15 protein-coding genes are annotated in these 19,952 nt (G+C 46.1%); 8 read left to right on the top strand and 7 right to left on the bottom strand.

Annotation, left to right across the window (positions count from 1 at the left end):
* The first annotated feature begins 101 nt into the window (after positions 1 to 101).
* The 7 genes from GWI56_RS09590 to GWI56_RS09560 all read left to right on the top strand — a co-directional run bounded on the left by GWI56_RS09590 (position 102) and on the right by GWI56_RS09560 (position 8,040).
* Positions 102 to 1,418: a porin gene (locus tag GWI56_RS09590; protein ID WP_198572762.1), complete on the top strand. Its 1,317-nt coding sequence runs from the start codon at positions 102 to 104 to the stop codon at positions 1,416 to 1,418.
* A 101-nt stretch (positions 1,419 to 1,519) separates the two neighbouring features.
* The gene (locus GWI56_RS09585; protein WP_028761061.1) at positions 1,520 to 1,906 is read left to right on the top strand and encodes a VOC family protein; all 387 of its coding nucleotides are present in this window, start codon (positions 1,520 to 1,522) and stop codon (positions 1,904 to 1,906) included.
* 143 nt (positions 1,907 to 2,049) lie between these two features.
* A complete protein-coding gene (locus GWI56_RS09580) occupies positions 2,050 to 2,766 on the top strand; it encodes an SIMPL domain-containing protein (protein ID WP_131525290.1) in 717 nt (238 codons plus the stop codon).
* A gap of 176 nt (positions 2,767 to 2,942) precedes the next feature.
* Complete coding sequence (locus GWI56_RS09575; RefSeq protein ID WP_198572761.1) at positions 2,943 to 3,956, top strand: efflux RND transporter periplasmic adaptor subunit; 1,014 nt, start codon at positions 2,943 to 2,945, stop codon at positions 3,954 to 3,956.
* A gap of 35 nt (positions 3,957 to 3,991) precedes the next feature.
* Positions 3,992 to 7,258, top strand: a complete 3,267-nt coding sequence (locus GWI56_RS09570; RefSeq protein WP_198572760.1) for an efflux RND transporter permease subunit — start codon at positions 3,992 to 3,994, stop codon at positions 7,256 to 7,258.
* A 43-nt stretch (positions 7,259 to 7,301) separates the two neighbouring features.
* Entirely contained in the window at positions 7,302 to 7,514 is a 213-nt protein-coding gene (locus tag GWI56_RS09565) for a DUF2892 domain-containing protein (protein ID WP_105252075.1), read from the top strand.
* A 109-nt stretch (positions 7,515 to 7,623) separates the two neighbouring features.
* Positions 7,624 to 8,040, top strand: coding sequence for a rhodanese-like domain-containing protein (locus GWI56_RS09560; RefSeq protein ID WP_198572759.1), 417 nt, complete (start codon positions 7,624 to 7,626; stop codon positions 8,038 to 8,040).
* Between the two features lie 573 nt (positions 8,041 to 8,613).
* Here GWI56_RS09560 and GWI56_RS09555 read toward each other — a convergent pair.
* Positions 8,614 to 10,527 carry an alkyl sulfatase dimerization domain-containing protein gene (locus tag GWI56_RS09555; protein ID WP_198572758.1) on the bottom strand — a complete coding sequence of 638 codons (1,914 nt, stop codon included), beginning with the start codon at positions 10,525 to 10,527 and terminating at the stop codon, positions 8,614 to 8,616.
* Between the two features lie 1,369 nt (positions 10,528 to 11,896).
* On the opposite strand from GWI56_RS09555, the gene GWI56_RS09550 reads away from it, so the two are divergent.
* Positions 11,897 to 14,353, top strand: coding sequence for a S8 family serine peptidase (locus GWI56_RS09550; protein ID WP_198572757.1), 2,457 nt, complete (start codon positions 11,897 to 11,899; stop codon positions 14,351 to 14,353).
* 83 nt (positions 14,354 to 14,436) lie between these two features.
* On the opposite strand, the gene GWI56_RS09545 is transcribed toward GWI56_RS09550, so the two are convergent.
* The 6 genes from GWI56_RS09545 to secD form a co-directional block, all read right to left on the bottom strand.
* Positions 14,437 to 14,982 (bottom strand): YaeQ family protein, encoded by a 546-nt coding sequence (locus GWI56_RS09545; protein ID WP_028761068.1) that lies wholly within the window; start codon positions 14,980 to 14,982, stop codon positions 14,437 to 14,439.
* A gap of 176 nt (positions 14,983 to 15,158) precedes the next feature.
* Positions 15,159 to 16,070, bottom strand: a complete 912-nt coding sequence (locus GWI56_RS09540) for a bifunctional precorrin-2 dehydrogenase/sirohydrochlorin ferrochelatase (protein WP_168824282.1) — start codon at positions 16,068 to 16,070, stop codon at positions 15,159 to 15,161.
* Positions 16,071 to 16,089: 19 nt separating this feature from the next.
* On the bottom strand, positions 16,090 to 16,449 hold the full coding sequence (locus GWI56_RS09535; protein ID WP_131523169.1) for a rhodanese-like domain-containing protein: 360 nt from the start codon (positions 16,447 to 16,449) through the stop codon (positions 16,090 to 16,092).
* A gap of 128 nt (positions 16,450 to 16,577) precedes the next feature.
* Entirely contained in the window at positions 16,578 to 16,895 is a 318-nt protein-coding gene (locus tag GWI56_RS09530) for a DUF2007 domain-containing protein (RefSeq protein ID WP_028761071.1), read from the bottom strand.
* A 234-nt stretch (positions 16,896 to 17,129) separates the two neighbouring features.
* The gene (gene secF / locus GWI56_RS09525) at positions 17,130 to 18,077 is read right to left on the bottom strand and encodes a protein translocase subunit SecF (protein WP_198572756.1); all 948 of its coding nucleotides are present in this window, start codon (positions 18,075 to 18,077) and stop codon (positions 17,130 to 17,132) included.
* 12 nt (positions 18,078 to 18,089) lie between these two features.
* Complete coding sequence (gene secD, locus GWI56_RS09520) at positions 18,090 to 19,940, bottom strand: protein translocase subunit SecD (protein ID WP_173496405.1); 1,851 nt, start codon at positions 19,938 to 19,940, stop codon at positions 18,090 to 18,092.
* Between the last annotated feature and the right edge of the window lie 12 nt (positions 19,941 to 19,952).

Genomic DNA, 19,952 nt, shown 5'->3' with positions numbered 1-19,952 from the left:
GAATCCATAAGATGCCGGAGACTAATAAATGGATTTAAATACTTTCGGCGGACTAGGACCGAATAAAAATCCAATACTTATAAAAAATAGAGAGAATAATAATGAAAACATTCAACAAGACACTCATTGCCGTTTCTGTCGCATTAGCAAGCACACAAACCTTAGCTTCAGGTTTTCAACTAAACAGCCAATCAGCAACTGGTATGGGTCGTGCATTTGCGGGTGATGCGGTTATTGCCGATAACGCTTCTGTGTTATCACGTAACCCTGCTGCTATGGCATTATTCGATAAAGATGCGATCTCCTTCGGCTTAACTTATGCCGATATTACTGTTGATGTTAAAGACGTTAACTTTGCCGGTGGTGCCGTTGACTTAGGCAGCATCGATGACGCGGGTAGCTCTAAAATTATCCCTAATATTTTCTACATCCACCCCATCGACGATAAGTTCGCCGTAGGTTTTGCCGCTTTCTCTAACTTTGGTACCGGTACCGATGCCAGCTCACTTTCAAAGAGTTTGCCAGCAGGCTCACCAGCACCTTATGATCTGCTTGGCGAAACAGAAGTAACAACGGTTAACTTTAACACCAGCCTTTCATACCGTATTAATGACATGTTCAGTATCGGTGCTGGTATTGATGCCATTTACGGTGAAGGTCGTTTAACCCGTAATGCGGGCGCGACACCTCTGGTTGACGTCGATGCTGACGGCTGGGCGTTTGGTGGTATTGTGGGTGCCACGATTGAATTAGATAAAGATAACCGTTTCGGTATCAGTTACCGCTTCAGCCCAACAGTGAATGTTAAAGGTGATATCAACACAATCAGCACTAAAGATCTATCTGCCGTTAGTTTAGGTTCAAAAACAGCACTAGCGACAAGCTTTGACAGCTTAGACGTACCCCTTGCGGATATTTTCCAAGTTGCTGGTTTCCATCAGCTCACACCTAAGTTTGCAGTGCACTACACTGCGCAGTACACCCAGTGGAGCAACTTTGAACAAATCACGGCTAAAGATGGCGTAGCCACTATTATTCCTGGTCAAGCGGGTGCAGGTACTCAACTGCAAGCTGGCGACGTTGCGCTGAAAGAATACCAATGGAAAGATTCATGGTTATTCAGCCTAGGTGGTACTTATACTATCAATGAGCAATTTACTGTACGTGCAGGTTATATGCATGACCAAGGCGTTGTGGACGAAATTAGCTCAATTTCATTCCCAGACTCTGACCGTAACTGGTATACAGCGGGTATGAGCTACCACATCAACCCACAAAACACTGTTGACTTTGGTATCGCTTATATTAAAGGTGAAGAAGTTCACCTGATCGAAAACAGCGCAATCGCAGGCCCTGTTAATGCTATTACTGAATCAAGTGGTATGTACTACTCAGTTCAATACAGCTACCAGTTCTAAGCTAAACGCTTCCCCAAAAGCCGCATTTTTTGCGGCTTTTTTGTATCTTAAGCATTTATTGCCTAAAGTTAATTCATACTCCTGTAAACGCAGCTACGGCTATGGCTAAAGTCATTGGACTCGGTGGAATTTTCTTTAAAAGTGTCGATCCCGTTGCCTTGGCAACTTGGTACAAAACCCATCTTCAAGTCCCCATTGAAAACTGGGGAGGCGCCGCGTTTTATCACACAGATAAATCAACTCTTGGCTACCATGTTTGGACCCCTTTCGCCCATAGCACGGACTATTTCGCCCCCTCAGATAAAGGGTTTATGTTCAACTTTGTCGTTGACGATCTAGAGCAAGCCCTCGTACAAGTAGAGCAAGGTGGCGGTCAACCGATTGGTGGTATTGAAGATTCAGAATTTGGCCGCTTTGGCTGGTTTATTGACCCTGATGGCAATAAAGTCGAATTATGGCAGCCAAGCGCGATTCCTCCTGAAAAATAAATGCTTTAAACAGATATTTCCAAACTCATCTCTCAACATAATCCCCCCTACCTTAAGCGGCATCTATTCCGAATAAACCCAGTGCATGACTGAGGTTTATTCGGTATCGTAGACTAAGTTCATCTAATCAAGAGATTCTTTTTATGGAAAAAAGTAACATCATTCCTGCCCTACTGTTAGGTGGTTTCCTTTGCGCTGGACTTGTTTATGTAGGCCAGACAGCAAGCTCAGCACTATTGCAAATGAAAGCCATGGAACGCACTGTCACGGTAAAGGGCTTAGCGGAAAAAGAAGTCAAAGCCAATGTGGCAATTTGGCCAATCAATTTCACTGAGGTCGATAACAATCTGCCTAAACTCTACGAGACGGTTCAGCAAAAAACCGATCGTGTTGTGGCGTTTTTAAAGGAACAAGGCTTTAGCGACAGCGAAATTACTGTCTCTTTGCCCTCAATTGAAGATCGCCAAGCCCAAGGTTATGTCGATCCCAACGTCAGATACCGTTACTCGGCAAAAGTGAACCTATCGGTTTATACCCCACAGATTGATCTTATGCTAAACACCCGTAAGCAAATGATTAACTTAGTAAAAGAAGGTATAGCGATTGCCAGCCAGGATTATGATAATCGCACTGAATTTCTGTTTACCGACCTCAACTCAGTCAAACCTGTCATGGTGCAAGAAGCGACTCAAAATGCCCGCGAAGTGGCTGAAAAATTTGCTAAGGATTCGGATTCTCGCCTCGGAAAAATTAAAAGTGCGAGTCAAGGCCAGTTCACCATTTCAGACCGCGATAGCAGCACGCCTTACATTAAACAAATTCGCATAGTTTCCACACTAACCTATTATTTAAATGACTAAATTTTAGGCTTAATTTGAAGCTCTGAAGCATAAGGAATAAGGCGCTATAGGCCTTATTCCTTATTCCTAAATTAGGTAAAAACACTACATTAAATTTTTCTAATAAATATTAATTGCCTATTGAAAACAACTCCATTAGAATTTTCTCATAAATTACATCTGGGGTGATATAAGTTATGACATCAATTTCTCGTGCTTTTTTCTTACTGCTGGCACTTTCCAGTACTCAAGCTCAGGCAGCCTCAGTCGAAACCATCGAAGTCTTAAATAAACCCTATCCGAATTGGGTCACCTTAGACGCCACCATTGAAGCAGTAAAAGCGGCGACGGTATCGGCGCAAACCTCTGGCCGTATTGTCAAACTCAACTACGATGTTAACGATGTCGTCCCCGAAGGAGCCGCCCTACTGGAAATTACCAGTAAAGAGCAAGGCGCTGAACTGGCAAGCTTTGAGGCTGATCTAGCCAAAGCGAAGGCTTTAAATGTCGAAGCTCAGGCACAATACAAACGTTATAAAGAGCTATTTCCCCAAGGCGCGATTTCTAAGGGCGCGATGGATGAAGCCACCGCCAATGCTAAAGCAACAGAACAAGCCGTCAGTGCAGCACAAGCCCGTGTCATCAAAGCCAACGAATCCTTAAAATACACTGTCGTTTCAGCGCCTTTTAGTGGCATAGTCACTGAGCGTTTTGTCGAACTTGGCGAAACCGTAAGCCCAGGACAAGCACTACTTTCAGGGTTTTCCGCGAGTCAAATGCGCGCCATTACCCAAGTGCCACAGCGTTACATTAACCAACTTAAAAATTCCCCCGAATTTCTCGTCCGTTTAAGTGATGGGCGCGAGTTCACCTCAACTGACCTCACGATTTTCAGTTTCGCCGATCCTGTCAGCCACAGTTATCAAGTGCGAATTAATCTGCCAGAAAATGAAGCCAATCTTCAACCCGGTACTTGGGCAAAAGCTTCCTTTAAAAATGGCGATCGGGAAAAAATCCAACTGCCCGCCTCTGCACTACTCACAATGAACGAACTGAGCAGTGTTTACCTTAAACAAGGCGAAGCCTTTGTGCTGACCCAAGTCCGTATCACTGAGCCCTTAGATGGCGAGGTAGAAGTGCTTGCGGGCCTTAAGTCGGGTGACAAAGTGGCCGTTGATGCCTACCAAGTGTTGCTCAGCAAGAAGCAATAATTCCCTAGCGACTTAAGCTTTGTCGAGGTTGTTTTATGAAACATGCCCCAGTACCACAAACCACACTTGGGATTTCCGGACGAATTGCCGCTGCCTTTCAAAATAGCGCCATCACGCCACTATTAGCACTTCTTGGGCTCTTACTTGGCTTATTCGCTATTTTGGTCACGCCAAAAGAAGAAGAGCCACAAATTGATGTCACCTTTGCCGATGTGTTTATCCCTTTTCCCGGCGCGACACCCACGGAAGTTGAAAACTTAGTCACTCTGCCAGCAGAACAAGTGATCTCCGAAATCAAAGGCATAGATACTCTGTACTCGTTCTCCCAACCCGATGGCGCGCTGATCATCGTCATCTTTAAGGTCGGCGTCGGGCGCAATGATGCCATCGTCAGCCTATACAACCAGATTTATTCCAATATGGATAAATTGCCAAGGGGCGCTGGCGTGGGCGATCCGCTAATTAAACCCCGCGGCATCGATGATGTGCCCATTGTCAGTTTGACCTTGTGGTCTAAGGACAGGCAAGTGTCGGCTGAGCAGCTAACCCATGTCGCCCTTGGATTAGAAACCGAAATTAAGCGTATTCCCGGCACTCGCGAAATAGATACCGTTGGCCAGCACGATATGGTGGCCAACATACGTATCGATCCCGCCAAGATGAACAGCTTTAATCTGACCTACGATAAGTTAAGACAAAGCCTGAATGACAATAATATGGTCTCTATGCCTGCATCCTTAGTGCAAGGCAATCAAGAGATTAAAGTTCAGGCTGGGCAGTTTTTACAATCCATCGACGATCTCAAGCAATTAGTCGTCAGTGTCTATCAAGATAAACAAGGCAAAAATATTCCGATTTATTTGGCGGATATTGCTGAAATCAGCTTAAAAAGTGATATCCCTAAACAGAGCGTTTGGCACGCAGATAAAACCGACATTTATCCCGCTGTCACAATCGCAATTGGTAAACAAGCAGGCCAAAATGCCGTCGACATCGCCGACAGTGTGATTGAGCGGATAGCTAAGGTCGACAATGTGTTGATCCCGGCAAATGTCGAAATCACAGTGTCACGTAACTATGGCGAAACCGCGGCGGATAAATCTAACACCCTTATTTTAAAACTGATTTTTGCCACCAGCGCTGTAGTCGTGCTGGTATTTTTAACCATGGGCGCACGCGAATCCTTAGTCGTGGGCGTGGCCATTATTATCACGCTAGCGATCACCCTTTTCGCCTCTTGGGCGTGGGGATTTACCTTAAACCGCGTGTCCTTGTTCGCCTTGATTTTCTCCATCGGCATCTTGGTCGACGATGCCATAGTCGTAGTAGAAAACATCCACCGGCATATGGCGCTCGGCAAAAAGTCCTTCAGCGAGCTTATCCCAGTGGCGGTCGATGAAGTCGGTGGCCCGACGATTCTGGCGACATTTACTGTTATCGCAGCCTTGCTGCCGATGGCTTTTGTATCGGGCTTAATGGGGCCTTATATGAGCCCGATCCCCATCAACGCCAGTATGGGCATGTTAATTTCCCTCGTTGTGGCATTTGTGGTCACTCCTTGGCTCAGTCGTAAACTGCTGAAACATAATGACCAACACGATACTGCCCAAGCCTCGCACGAGGATGAAGCTGAAACTAAGATGGTGCGCCTCTTTACTCACTTAATTGGTCCTTTCCTGCTGGGTAAAAATGCCCGTAAGGCAAGAGTGGGACTGGCTGCCGGCGTATTTGTGTTAATCGGCATCGCCGTCGCGCTCCCTGTGGGTCAGCTCGTGGTGCTGAAAATGCTGCCCTTCGATAATAAGTCCGAGTTTCAAGTGATGGTGGACATGCCAGAAGGCACTCCCGTAGAGCAAACACAAAGAGTATTGCAGGATTTGAGTCGCTATCTAACAACCGTCCCTGAGGTCGAGCATCTGCAATTGTATGCGGGCACTAACGCGCCAATGAACTTTAACGGCTTAGTGCGCCACTATTTCCTGCGTCACAGCCAAGAGCTTGGCGACATCCAAGTGAACCTAGTGGATAAGAAACACCGCAAGCGCGACAGCCACAGCATAGCGGTATCGGTGCGAGACGAACTGCAGCAAATTGGCGAGCAATATCAAGCCAATATCAAAGTGGTTGAAGTGCCACCAGGGCCGCCAGTGTGGTCGCCGCTGGTTGCAGAAGTGTATGGCCCAAGTCCCGCTATTCGCGAGCAAGCCGCTTACGAGATGCAGGCGCTGTTCCATGAAACCAAAGATGTGGTCGATATCGATATTTTCTTGCCCGCTGCCCAGCAAAAATGGCAAGTGATGATCGACCGCAGTAAAGCCAGCCTGATGGCCGTGCCCTACAGCAATATTGTCGACTTGATTGCCACCTCCGTTGGCGGCAAAGATGTGAGTTATTTACATCAAGCCCAGCAAAAACAACCGATACCGATCCGCCTGCAATTAAACGAAGGCGCGAAAGTCGATTTAGATCAAGTGCTGAATATGAAGTTACTGAGCCAAACGGGGCAATCCGTGCCTGTGTCTGAGCTGGTAACCATCAAACGCGGCAAAATCGATGCACCGATTATCCATAAGAATATGATCCCTATGATCATGGTCGTCGCCGATATGTCGGGACCACTGGACAGCCCGCTCTACGGCATGTTCGATATGGCGGGCAAAATCGATGGCGTCGATGGCTTAGGGTTTGATCAGCATTATATTCACCAACCCACAGGGTTAGACTCAGTCGCCGTGCTCTGGGATGGCGAATGGAAGATCACCTACGAAACCTTTAGAGACATGGGTATCGCCTATGCGGTCGGTATGATTGCGATTTATTTATTGGTGGTCGCGCAGTTTAGATCGTATCTGGTGCCGCTTATCATCATGGCGCCAATTCCACTGACTGTGATTGGCGTAATGCCTGGACATGCCCTGCTCGGAGCACAATTCACCGCGACGTCCATGATAGGCATGATAGCGCTGGCGGGGATTATTGTGCGTAACTCGATATTATTGGTCGATTTTATTAATCAAGAAACCGCATCCGGCGTGCCCTTTGAGCGGGCAGTGATCCACTCTGGTGCCGTGCGAGCTAAACCTATCATGCTGACTGCATTTGCAGCCATGATAGGGGCATTGTTTATTCTTGATGATCCGATTTTCAATGGCTTAGCGATCAGTCTGATCTTTGGTATTTTTATCTCGACCATACTGACGTTAGTTGTCATCCCAGTGCTGTACTACACGGCCATGAAAAACCGTATGAATACTGTTCAGATACAAACACAAACACAAACACAAACACAAACACAAAACTAACCACAACAAAGGCCATCACCAAGATGGCTTCAAGGAGTAAGGTATGTCATTAGAACGCAGTATTATGGCTTTTGCCGGATTGATGGTGTTACTGTCACTGGTGTTAACCGCCTATGTGCACCACAACTTTCTGTGGTTAACCGCATTTGTTGGCGCTAACCTATTCCAAAGTGCTTTTACCGGTTTTTGCCCTGCCGCCATGGTTTTACGAAAATTGGGTGTAAAATCAGAGGCTGAAATTGCTAAACAAAGCTAAGCCACATACAGTCACTGCTTAAGAGTTAAAATAAGAGATAAGAGTTAGGTGAGCAAGTACACGCTTGGCCTAATACAAGCGTGCCAAAAAGCCGTCAAGGAGAGATAAAGTGACCCACAACCTCGTAACCCGTGGCCAAAGCCTAATGCGCTTAGCCCTATTAAGCTTACAATCACTGGTACTCATGCCACTGCTGCTAATGCCCATGATAGCCAGCGCCGCCGACCAAGATCCTGCAATCGCATGGGATAAAATTGCCGCAGGCGCTATGGTGCTCGATGTTAGAACGCCTGAAGAATTTGCCGAAGGTCATTTAGCGAATGCGGTCAATATTCCCTTTGAGCAAGTGACAGAGGAGTTTGCTAAGCGTGGCATCGCCAAAGATGCTCCCGTCGTCTTGTATTGCCGCAGCGGTCGTCGTAGCAGTATTGCGACCGAAGCCTTAGTCGCTGCCGGATACACCCAAACCTATAATGGTGGCGGCTATTCCACCTTAGTTGAAGCGCAAAAAACGCCCGCTAAGTAATTCAAAACCATCAAATTGGCTCTAGTGTGGGGAAGTAAGAATAAATCACTTTAGTACTCTCACCTCGCTCTAGTCATTCAAGGTTTTACGGCTAAAAGCGCCCTAGGGCGCTTTTTTATTGTCTAAATAGAATATCGAAATTAAGCAGAGGTAAATAAGTAAGCACCTACCCACAATCATTTTTGAAGAGACACATAATCCATCCTAAAAATGAGTGGCAGATTTAAAAACACAAAAAGATGTCGTTAACCTGCAGTTGGCACAAAAATAAATCACCTTAAGGTTGCAGCACTGGCGTATTGACACCGCTGCAACCTATTGTAAGCAGGGGAAGTGAACCTCAACGCTCTACATTCTTGCAAAAGGATGAGAGAAAAGACGCATTAGCCCCCCGAAGTATTACCGGGCTCTTGAACTTCAAACGGGTCTTTAACAAGATCTTGATGAGGTTTAACGGCCTTGGTACCAGGCAATAGTTCAAAACTAGGAGTAAATCTAACCAAAGAACTCCGCAGCAAATCAAACGGCTTGCGGTCACCTTCAAGCTTAGCTTTACCTTCCTTAATCAACTGGTCAAATGTTGCTTTCCCCCCCCATAACGGTTTCTAGGTCTACACGGTTGACTCTAATAGTCAGATCCGGATTCTTAGCCAACTGTCCCTTGATGTTCGTCAGTGTTGAATTGCTTAGCTCAACGATAAACATCTCACCATTATCAGGCGTGATCAGATTAATGACTGCCTTGACTCCCTCCACTTTGGTGCTATCCATGCTGATACCCATAAAATTCAACCAAAGCTCGGTGGTCATACCGCGAATGGTATCCGGACCGCTAGATTTGGGTGGTACACCACTTGGCAGACCATGGCGCAGTTCATAGGCTGCAGCCAGGAAGCTGTTACGCACGCTCGGGCTTTCCTTCTGATAGCCTATCTGCTCATAGACATCTGCCAACAAGTCTTTGGCAGAAACATTCTCAGGTTCGGCATAGACTAATTTATTGAGGATCTCAACAGCTTCGAAATACTTGCCCTGATCCTGCAGTTGCTTACCCTTAGTCATTATCTTCTTAGCGCCACCCATCATCTCGACATAAAGCGGTGCTGATTCTCTGGGTGAAAGCGGCATCAGAGTCGCGGGGTTTGCATCCCAGTAACCAAGGTACCTGTTCATCACAGCACGGCTGTTATGCTCGATAGAACCGTGGTAGCTATGGGCCGCCCACTGTACTTGCAGGCTCTTAGGTTGTTTATAGACGTTGTGGATTTCGTTTATCGTCACACCTTTGTTCGCATGGTGCAGTACGTTGTTGTTAAGGTGACCATAAGCATCACGCTGGGTGCGCATTATTTCCTGTATGCGTCCGTTACCCCAACGTGGCCAACTATGTGCAGCGAACATGTATTCGGCCTCAATACCGTAACGATACAGTGCCACATTGATGTGCTTGGACCAAGCCAGTGCATCACGCACTAATGCGCCACGCAGGGTGTAAATATTGTGTATGGTACCGGTGATGTTCTCTGCAGCCCAAAACGCTTTTAGCTGCGGGAACCAAGTATTCATTTCAGCAGGCGCTTCGGTGCCAGGAGTACTTTGGAACTCCATAATGACCCCATCGACGGTCAGCGTCTCGAAGTCTTTTTCTATATAGCGTGACGGTTGAATTAGACCTGTATTACCCGAAGCGGTATTTTTCCCAATTGATTGATCAACATGACCAAACGGGCTACGTGGAAGTAGCACGCCGTATTGAAAGAATGAACGGCGGATCATTGCATTGCCTGCGTAAACGTTCTCGGAAACAGCATGTTCCATAAAGCCACTCGGCGCGATCACTTGCACCTTGCCACTCTTGACATCAGCCTCGTCAATTACACCGCGTACACCACCGTAATGGTCCAGATGTGAGTGCGAATAGATCACCGCGACTACTGGCCGAGGACCGAGTTTTTCGTTGATTAACTTCAACGCTGCTGCGGCAGTTTCCTTCGCTGTCAGCGGATCAAACACGATCCAACCCGTGTCGCCCTTGATAAAACTGATGTTGGCAAGATCGAAACCACGGACCTGATAAATCTTGCCCGGAACCACCTCATAAAGGCCATAAGCCATGTTCAAGATGGCCTGGCGTTGCAACGAAGGGTGGATGCTATCGAAATCCTTACCCTGCAGTAGGTATTCGTAACTACCCATATCCCAAGCCACGTTGCCAGCCTCGGCCATAATTTGCTTATAGGATGGCGCGACAATGAAGCCCTTCTTGGCTTCCTCGAAATCACGCTTATCTTCAAAAGGCAGGGTCTTGCGTAGGCCATTCTGCAGTTCGACCGTAAACGTCGACGGCATTTTACCTTTGGGATCGAAATGCTTACCTTCCATGGCACCAGGGTCTACCAGCACGCCTCCGCCACCTGCTGCTAAAGTGTCACCGCAGATAAAGAGCGTTCCGACCAAAAACAGGCTAAACACATTTTTATGTCGCATATGATTTCCTTTCAAGTTTGAAGAGTAAAATAGCAAGCAGACATCTTGTAAAGTACTCATACGCGTTTATCCCATGAGACCTATGCAGTCTTTAAGGCCAGTAAAAATGCGTATTTTTAACTACATATTAGTTATCAGCTTCCTAAAATATAACATCCGACAAAACGCGCATGTGCGGGTTCCAAACCTATTGTTTCAAGCTGTAAAACATAAGTTATTTGTCATAAATGTTAATCGAATGTAAGGATGGCACAGGTGCACTAGTATTTTTATTTTTTCCTTTGAAACTTGATCAAAGTCATTAATTTAGCGCAAATAAACAGTATAAAAAATCGGATATCATGAATATAAAAAACCCGTTTCTACACCTAATTCAAGAATAAATGCGTATGCAGGATTAGAGATTAGAACTGAAAAAACTACCTGCATTGGATCAAAAAAATTATTAACGTTCACCACGAGTATCATCCTGAAACGATGGAAACTGAAGTGGCCATACAATACTTAACCTTCCTTATCCATAAATAAAATATGGCTCTCAATACGCAAAAAGTTGTGCTCAACACATTAATCTATTTGTTACGGAATCATCTGTATCATAAGCTTGGAAATTTAATTTTTTTGCTATGCCCTAAGCAGTGATATTCATCCACCGTTTTATCACTTTCAGAAGTCTTATAACGATTAAATGAACTTATTAGCCATAACAAACAAATAATAGAGCAGTGCTATAACGGACGATTGTGGATCTCAAAATACCTAAGATTACCTATGCAAAATATTGATATTCAAAAATACTTAGTAACACGGTACATAAAGCCCAAATAGCTAAACGTCTTACCAACGTACTTTAAAGTACAATGTTGCAATCCAGTTATTTCAAACTGACCGAGATATTAGCCGTCGTCAATCCATTGGCAACTGCCACCCTATTGACAGTCTTTTGCAACAATTTCGCATAATCAATCACTTGAGAAAATCTTATCATTATGATGAAAACTTAAAGTTTGTTTTTGTTATTTTTAATTACAAAAAAATATATATATAAATTTCAATGCATTGCTAACAGCAAAATCAATCAAAAACCCGTATATGAAGTCGTAAATTCGCATTCACTTATTCACGTTTATCACATAAAAAAACAAATATTTTAATAGAATTTGGTTACAACTCGTTACAATTTGAATTTATATGCACTATAAATGCCTATTAAATCTAAATACTTACCAACCGCCATACTGTTAACAAATCATTTACAAATACTGTGGTCGCAGATAAATTCACTAACCGAGTAGCATCTGAGTCGTAGTTATTCTTATGAAACATAAAATAATAATGATTAACACTAAATTGACCATGGAAGAAGAACATGACAATCAACAGAACCACTAAAATAGCGTTAAGCCTTTCAAGCTTAGCTATTGCGATCTCAGCCGGTGTACAAGCAGCACCACAAGCCCCAGGTTTTGCCGCAGCATTACAAGCACAAACCTCCCCACTGCCAAAGCGTTACATTGTGAAGTTTAAAAACACTGATGCCGCGGCCATCATGTCAGCCAATAGTGTGCAATCAACGAGTGATCTGCAGTCACTCAATGACGCGACAACAGATACGCTACCAACCACAATGAATTATCAGCCACAAATGGCTGAAATCAGTGCCCAACATACCGCATTAAATAAAGTACAAGCGAAGGAAATGAAGCGTATCGGCCGCAGTAACAGCTACTCGGTGAAACTCGATGCCAAAGGGATCAATGCCTTAAAAACCCGTGCTGATGTGGAATATGTCGAAGAAGATATGCCACGCCGCTTTCTAAGTGAAAGTACGCCTTGGGGCCAAACTTTTGTGGGAGCAACCCAGCTAAGCGATAGCCAAGCGGGTAACCGCACTATTTGTATTATCGACTCAGGCTACGACCGTAGTCACAGCGACTTAGGTGGCAACAATGTCACAGGGACCAATAACTCAGGCACGGGTAACTGGTTTGAGCCGGGCAATAATAACGCCCACGGTACCCACGTTGCGGGGACGATTGCGGCGATTGCCAACAATGATGGCGTGATCGGCGTTATGCCAAATCAAAATGCCAATATTCATGTGATCAAAGTGTTTAATGAATCTGGCTGGGGCTACTCTTCATCCTTAGTCGCTGCCGTAGACACTTGTGTCACCAACGGCGCCAATGTTGTCACTATGAGTTTAGGTGGTTCAGGTTCTAGTACCACTGAGCGTAACGCTCTGGCTGCCCACTATAATAATGGTGTTCTCCTGATTGCTGCTGCGGGTAACGATGGGAATAGCACTCACAGCTACCCAGCATCCTATGATGGCGTCATGTCTGTCGCCTCTGTGGATAACCATAAAGACCACTCAGCATTCTCCCAATACACTAACCAAGTGGAAATATCAGGCCCTGGTGAAGCCGTTCTATCGACTGTTACCCGTGGCGAAGGCCGTTTAGCCGATATCACTATCGGCAGTCAGTCTTACTTTGACTCAGGTGTCGTGCCGCACAATCGCCTGATATCCTCTGGTGGCAGCTATGTCCCCGCACCATTTAACGGTACCAGCACTGCAACTTTGGCAGAATGTACCGTTAGCGGCACAAGCTTCAACTGCGGCAACATGACCAATAAGATTTGTTTAGTGGAACGTGTTGGTAATCAAGGCACTAGCTACCCTGAAATTAACGCAGCTAAAGCCTGTAAGAATGCGGGTGCCAGTGCGACGATTGTTTACAGTAACGCGGCATTACCCGGCTTACAAAACCCCTTCCTTGTCGATGCTAACAACGAAATCAATATGGTTTCTGTATCTGTTGATCGTGCAACAGGTTTAGCATTGCGCAATCAACTGGGCGCCACAGTCACTGTCAGCAACCAAGGCAATAAAGATTACGAGTACTACAACGGTACATCAATGGCGACACCGCATGTGTCAGGTGTTGCGACCTTAGTGTGGAGCTACCACCCAGAATGTAGTGCGGCTCAAGTCCGTAACGCATTGAAAATGACCGCCGAAGATCTTGGTACTGCGGGTCGTGACAACTACTATGGCTATGGTTTAGTTAATGCAGTTGCAGCAAAAGCATTCCTAGACGCATCTTGTACTGGTCCAACGGGTCCTGTCGATCCAACCGAACCGGGCGATAGTGTTCTCGTGAACGGTGTGGCGAAAACAGGTTTAGCAGGCGCAACAGGTGAAGAATTACATTTTTCATTTGAAGTTCCAGCAGGTGCAACTAACCTAGGCTTTGTGATGAACGGTGGCACAGGTGATGCGGACTTGTATGTGCAATATGGCGCGGCGCCAACCACCACTAATTACGATTGCCGTCCGTATAAAAGTGGCAATAGTGAGTCTTGTCCAATCACCAACGTACAATCAGGCACTTACTATGCCATGGTAAAAGGCGATTCGGCTTTCACTGGTGTGTCGTTAACGGCGAACTACACAGCGTCTAATGACGGTGGTACGCCAACGAGCTATACCAATACTGATAACTATAATATTCCTGATAACAAAGCGGCGGGGATCACTAGCCCAATCACGGTTACTCGCACAGGTGATTCAGGTACTGTGACTGCAGTCGTGAACATAGTCCACCCTTACATTGGTGACTTAAAAGTGCAGCTGATCAGCCCTTCAGGAAAAACGGTCACCCTGCATAACAACACAGGTCTTGGTGCAGACAATATCAACAAGAGCTATACCGCAGATATGACAGGTGCAAATTCGAACGGCGTATGGAAGTTAAAAGCCGTAGACAGTGGCCGTGGTGATGCAGGTTATATCGATAGCTGGGAACTGAGCTTCAAATAAATCAAAATCGATACTCTTACTGATACTTAAAAGTGATAAACGGAAAGAGCCTGCAATTGCAGGCTCTTTTTTTACAAAACATGTTATTCAATATCTTTGAGAATTTCAGGCTCAATCAACACGCTGGTTTCATTATCCGATAACCAAATTTGGCCTTCACTAATCGAAACTTGCAATGCCATATTACGCCCAACAAAGGCTTCCATCGCCGTGACGGACTCTTCGGCAATATTCCACACTTTTAAATTCTGATAACGCTCTAACGCCTGCTGATTCTGTTTCCACCAAATCGGTACACTGCGGCCACCATAGGTAAAGAGCTGCACGACTTTGGCACGGCCGCTGGCCTTTCGCAGCCATTTTTCATCGGCCTGACCAAACTCAACCCACAACTCAATTTCACCGGATAGGGTTTTGTCCCATAGCTCTGGCTCGTCATCGACGCACAGACCTTTACTAAAACTTAAGGTTTCGCTGGCATTCACAATAAACGCGAGTAAACGCACCATCATGCGGCCATCGGTTTCGGAAGGATGCTGTGCAAGCGTCAATTGATGGTCTTGGTAATAATTCCGATCCATATCGGCTATCTGTAAATTGACTTTAAACACGGTCGCCTTGAGGGCCATAGTCATCCTAAATGCAGAGTGAAATCCTGAAACAGCGAAATCCTAAAATAAGGCTGCCGAGTCTACCTGAGACTCGGCATTAGCTCAAACGAACAATAGGGTACGCCCATGAAATCGAACAAAACGTGCAATCGAACAGAAGGTTAAATCGAACCCAAGGCTGAATCGGTAAGAAATTAAATCGCTCCGGGTCGCAGATGTTTAGCCATGGGGAAATGGGCTTTCAACAAGCTGATTTTTTGCGTATCCGCTACCAGTAGCATACGCGTACCCAACTCATACTGTTGACTCAATTCACTGAAAGCGGGTAAAAAACCACGATCTGCGTCGCGGCGAACAAGTTCAGCGAGTTCGACGCTCAAATCCCCTTGGCTGTATATCCAATCGAGGCGCTGTAATAATGGCATGGCGGCGAGCGGCAATAAGTCCACAGACGTTGCATCATCCAACAAAAGGATTTCGCCGCGGCTGACTAAGTTATTAAACGCATTATGGTAATGCTCGGTGGTACGACTATCAAAACGGTCGCCATTGGTATCGAAAAAACGCTCCCAAAATAAGCGGCGTTTCGAGGTTGAATCGAGCTTATCTTGTACTTCGACGCGTCTATCGGCGACAAAATCGAATAACGGTTTGAGTGACTGCGGTAGGCTAGATTCTAAACGCGAGCGAATCGTGCGTGCAAATACCGGTGCTGCGCCCGCAGTGCTGATCGCGACCACTAAACGACCTCGATCCACAATAGAAGGAGTGATAAAACGGCAAAAGGCTGGATTATCAACAGCATTAACCCAGATACCACGTGCAGTAGCTAAGGTCGCTAACTCGGCATTAAGACTGTCGTTTGCCGTAGCTAAATACACCAAATCATAATTTTGAATGTCGGCATGGACGACTTCACGCTGGGATAACAAAATGCGGCCAGCATCTGCATAACGTTGCACTTCAGGGTTCACCTCTGGCGCTACCACGTGGATATTGGCTTCAGTACGTGTCAGCAGTGCTAACTTACGGCTCGCCACATCCCCCGCGCCCACCAGTAGAACATTCAAATTAACCGTATCGACAAACAAGGGAAAATATTGCATTAGATGAGATCCTGAACGCTTAGTCCTGCACGACAGGCAGTTGACGCTGTACCCAGCCCTTATAGCCACCAATCATAGATGCAACGTGGGTGTAACCCATAAGTTGCAGATTATGGGCAGCCAAGGCGGAGCGCGCACCACCCGCGCAGTAGAGTAATATGGGTGTATTTTTATCGGGGAAACGCGCTTCGATATCACGCTCTAAAATACCCCGGCTTAAATGTTTCGCTTGGGGTAAATGATCTTGCAGCCACTCACGATCCTCACGCACATCAACAAGGTGCCAGCGGTCATCGGCCTGATAAGCTTCGATTGTCACTTCGGTGATATTAGGCAGAATAGCGTCAACAAGGGCGGAAAATGCATTGGGATGCTGCATCACTAACTCCTAGATAAGATATTGAATGACATAATGAATGTCAGCTTATCAGCAAAGTGTAATCTTCTCATCCTGCAGACGCAATCTTTCAGCCTCACCGCAAAGCTGAGAAAGTTGCCAGTGAAAGGCTAGTTGTGGCTTTCGCTGCGCTCTGAGCTACATTGCCAGCAAAGCTCAAAACTGCCTTCATTAGTCTCATGGCATTGCACACACTGCCATTGCGGACTTTCAACATCCAACGCATTCAATTGAACTTGTGCCGACGCGTATTGGGACTCACCTACCCATAACTCGACGTTTTGCATCCCAGTAGGGAGTTCACCAATGCCGCCTAATAACGCTTCACCTCTGAGTTCAACATGAATGCCACAGGCCTCCAATAAACCTTTCCATGTATGGGCCTGCAATAAATTACCACCAGCAACTAACACTTTACGTTCTTCCATGCGACATCCTACGGCTACAACTCTCTAGAATATGGGTTGCCGACATCCTACTGCTAAATAGCCGAGGCTGTCGAGCGCTGATTTTTACATCAGTTGTTAAATAAATTAACATTCACTTTTTACAGCATAACTGACTATAACTTTGTGAGTTTGCTAGCAGAATGTCAGATACGTCTCAAAATCGATGCAAAAAAAAGCCACCTCGTCGGTGGCTTTTTAACTCTAAATTAACCTTTAAGGCATCATAGGAGGTTGGTCTGCGCCTTCTTTCTCAATCTCAACTGGCATCATGTGTTCACGATTGATACCCAGTTTAACGGCCAAGAAGCTCGCCACATAGATAGAGGAATAAGTACCCACAAAAATCCCCAACAGCAATGCAGTCGCAAAGCCATGGATCATAGTGCCGCCCTTAAGGAACAAGGCCACAACAGTCACCAAAGTCGTGCCCGTTGTAATAATGGTACGGCTCATAGTTTGAGTGATTGAAATGTTAACTATTTCTTCAGGATCGCTCTTACGCAGCTTAAGGAAGTTCTCACGGATACGGTCAAATACCACAATAGTATCGTTGAGTGAGTAACCCACCACCGTCAACAAACCCGCCAATACGGTCAAGTCAAATTCCAATTGAAATAACGAAAACACCCCTAAGGTCACGATGACATCGTGCGCCAGTGCCGCTACAGAACCAAACGCTAAGCGCCATTCGAAACGAAACGACACATAGATCATGATACAAATCAGCGCGACTAATACCGCCAATGCACCTTGCTCTGCCAGTTCTTTACCCACTTGTGGGCCAACAAACTCAACACGCTTCTGCTGCACTTGTGGGTCAACTTTCTGCGCGGCTTCCATGACAGACTTAACCTGCACATCGCTCTTAACGCCTTCTTTCACCTGTAAACGTACAAGTACGTCACGGCTAGAACCGAAGTTTTGCACGATCGCACCTTCGGAATCTGGCGTCGTCAGTTGCACACGCAGTGCATTCAAATCAACCGGCTGAGTAAACTCCATTTCAACAACAGTACCGCCAGTGAAATCAAGACCCCAGTTAACGCCATTAGTTGCGAGCGATACCAGCGAGCCCAGCACTAACACTGCCGACATAATGCTAATAGGCAGTGCATGGCGGAGGAAGTTTACTGTATGTTTTAAGGATAAAACTTCAATCATTGTCACTTCCCCTTAGATAGACAGAGTCTTCACGCGCTTACCACCCCAAATCGCGTTAACGATTGAGCGAGTACCCACGATGGCGGTAAACATAGAAGTCGCAATACCTATCATTAAGGTCACAGCGAAGCCTTTAATCGCACCAGTACCTACGGCAAACAAAATGAGCGCAGTGATGAAGGTGGTGATGTTTGCATCGGCGATAGTTGAGAAAGCATTACCATAACCTTCATGGATTGCCTGCTGTACGCTACGTCCGGCACGAAGCTCTTCACGAATACGCTCATAAATCAGCACGTTGCCGTCAACCGCCATACCGACCGTCAATACCATACCGGCAATACCAGGTAGGGTTAACACAGCGCCAGGGATCATAGACATAACGCCCACAACCATGACTAAGTTTGCGGTTAAAGCCAAGTTAGCAATAAGCCCAAAGCTACGGTAGTAAACCAACATAAAGAGTAAGACAACCGCCATACCCCATACCATAGCTTGCACACCGCTTTGAATATTTTCAGCACCTAAGCTTGGACCAATGGTACGTTCTTCAACAATTGATACAGGAGCAATCAAGGCACCCGCACGCAGTAATAACGCAAGGTTTTGTGCTTCACCATGACTTAAGCCAGTGATCACAAAGTTACGGCCTAAACGGGCTTGAATGGTCGCAACAGAAATCACTTCTTGGATTTTCTGCATCTTAACGCTGCCATCGGCATTGCGATCACCACTGTCTTTATATTCGATGAACAAAGTCGCCATAGGCTTGCCTATGTTGTCTTTAGTCACGTCAGAGAAAATGGTACCGCCTTTAGCGTCGAGGTTAATACTGACCTGAGGACGACTGTACTGGTCAAAGCTAGGTTGCGCGCCAGTGATATGATCACCCGTCAACATCACTTCTTTCTTCAATATCACAGTGCCACCTTCGCGGCGCTGATACACTTCAGAACCTGCAGGTACACGGCCTGATTGCGCAGCATTCGGATCGGCTTTGTCATCCACCATGTGGAATTCAATTGATGCGGTTGCACCTAAGATTTCCTTAGCGCGAGCCGTATCTTGCACACCTGGCAGCTCAACGATAATGCGCTCGGCGCCTTGACGTTGTACTACAGGCTCAGCCACACCTAACTCGTTAACACGGTTACGAATGGTAGTAATGTTTTGTTGCAGTGCTTCTTCTTTAATCTGCTTTAGATAAGCTTCACTCATCACAGCTTGCAGCGCGAAATCTTCGCCACGGCTAGCGTCGGTGAACACCATATCTTTATTGCGAGTCTTAAGAAAACGCTCGGCAGTCGCTAAGTTTTCAGCATCACGGAACTTGATTTCAATTCCAGTGGCATTAACACGAATACCAGCATAACGAATGGTTTCTTCACGTAATTGTGAACGGAAATCAGCGACTTTAGCTTCTTCCATCTTACGAATCGCTTCGCCCATGTCCACTTCCATGAGGAAATGCACACCACCGCGAAGGTCAAGACCGAGTTTCATTGGGCTACCACCCATGGACTCGAGCCACTTAGGCGTCGCAGGCGCTAAGTTAAGTGCCACAGTAAACTTGTCACCTAAGCTGTCAGCAATCAGTTCTTTCGCCAGTAGCTGTTGATCCGCATTTTGCAAACGGACCAACAACTGACCTTTTTCAAGCTCAGAGCGCTTTACCGCAATGCTCTTACTGGCTAACAGCTCGTTCACACTGGCTTGGGTAGATGCTGTTACTTCAGCACCTCGAGTCGCCACCACTTGCACCGCATGATCTTCACCAAAAAGGTTAGGTACGGCATAGAAACAACCTATGGCGATGACGAGCATCACCATAATGTTTTTCCACATTGGGTATTTATTTAACACGCCTGAGCCCTC

It is taken from the genome of Shewanella sp. DW31, assembly GCF_015767295.1.
GTDB lineage: Bacteria > Pseudomonadota > Gammaproteobacteria > Enterobacterales > Shewanellaceae > Shewanella > Shewanella oncorhynchi.
The sequence above is the reverse complement of the archived record's forward strand: the minus strand, read 5'-3'. Positions and strand labels throughout refer to the sequence as shown.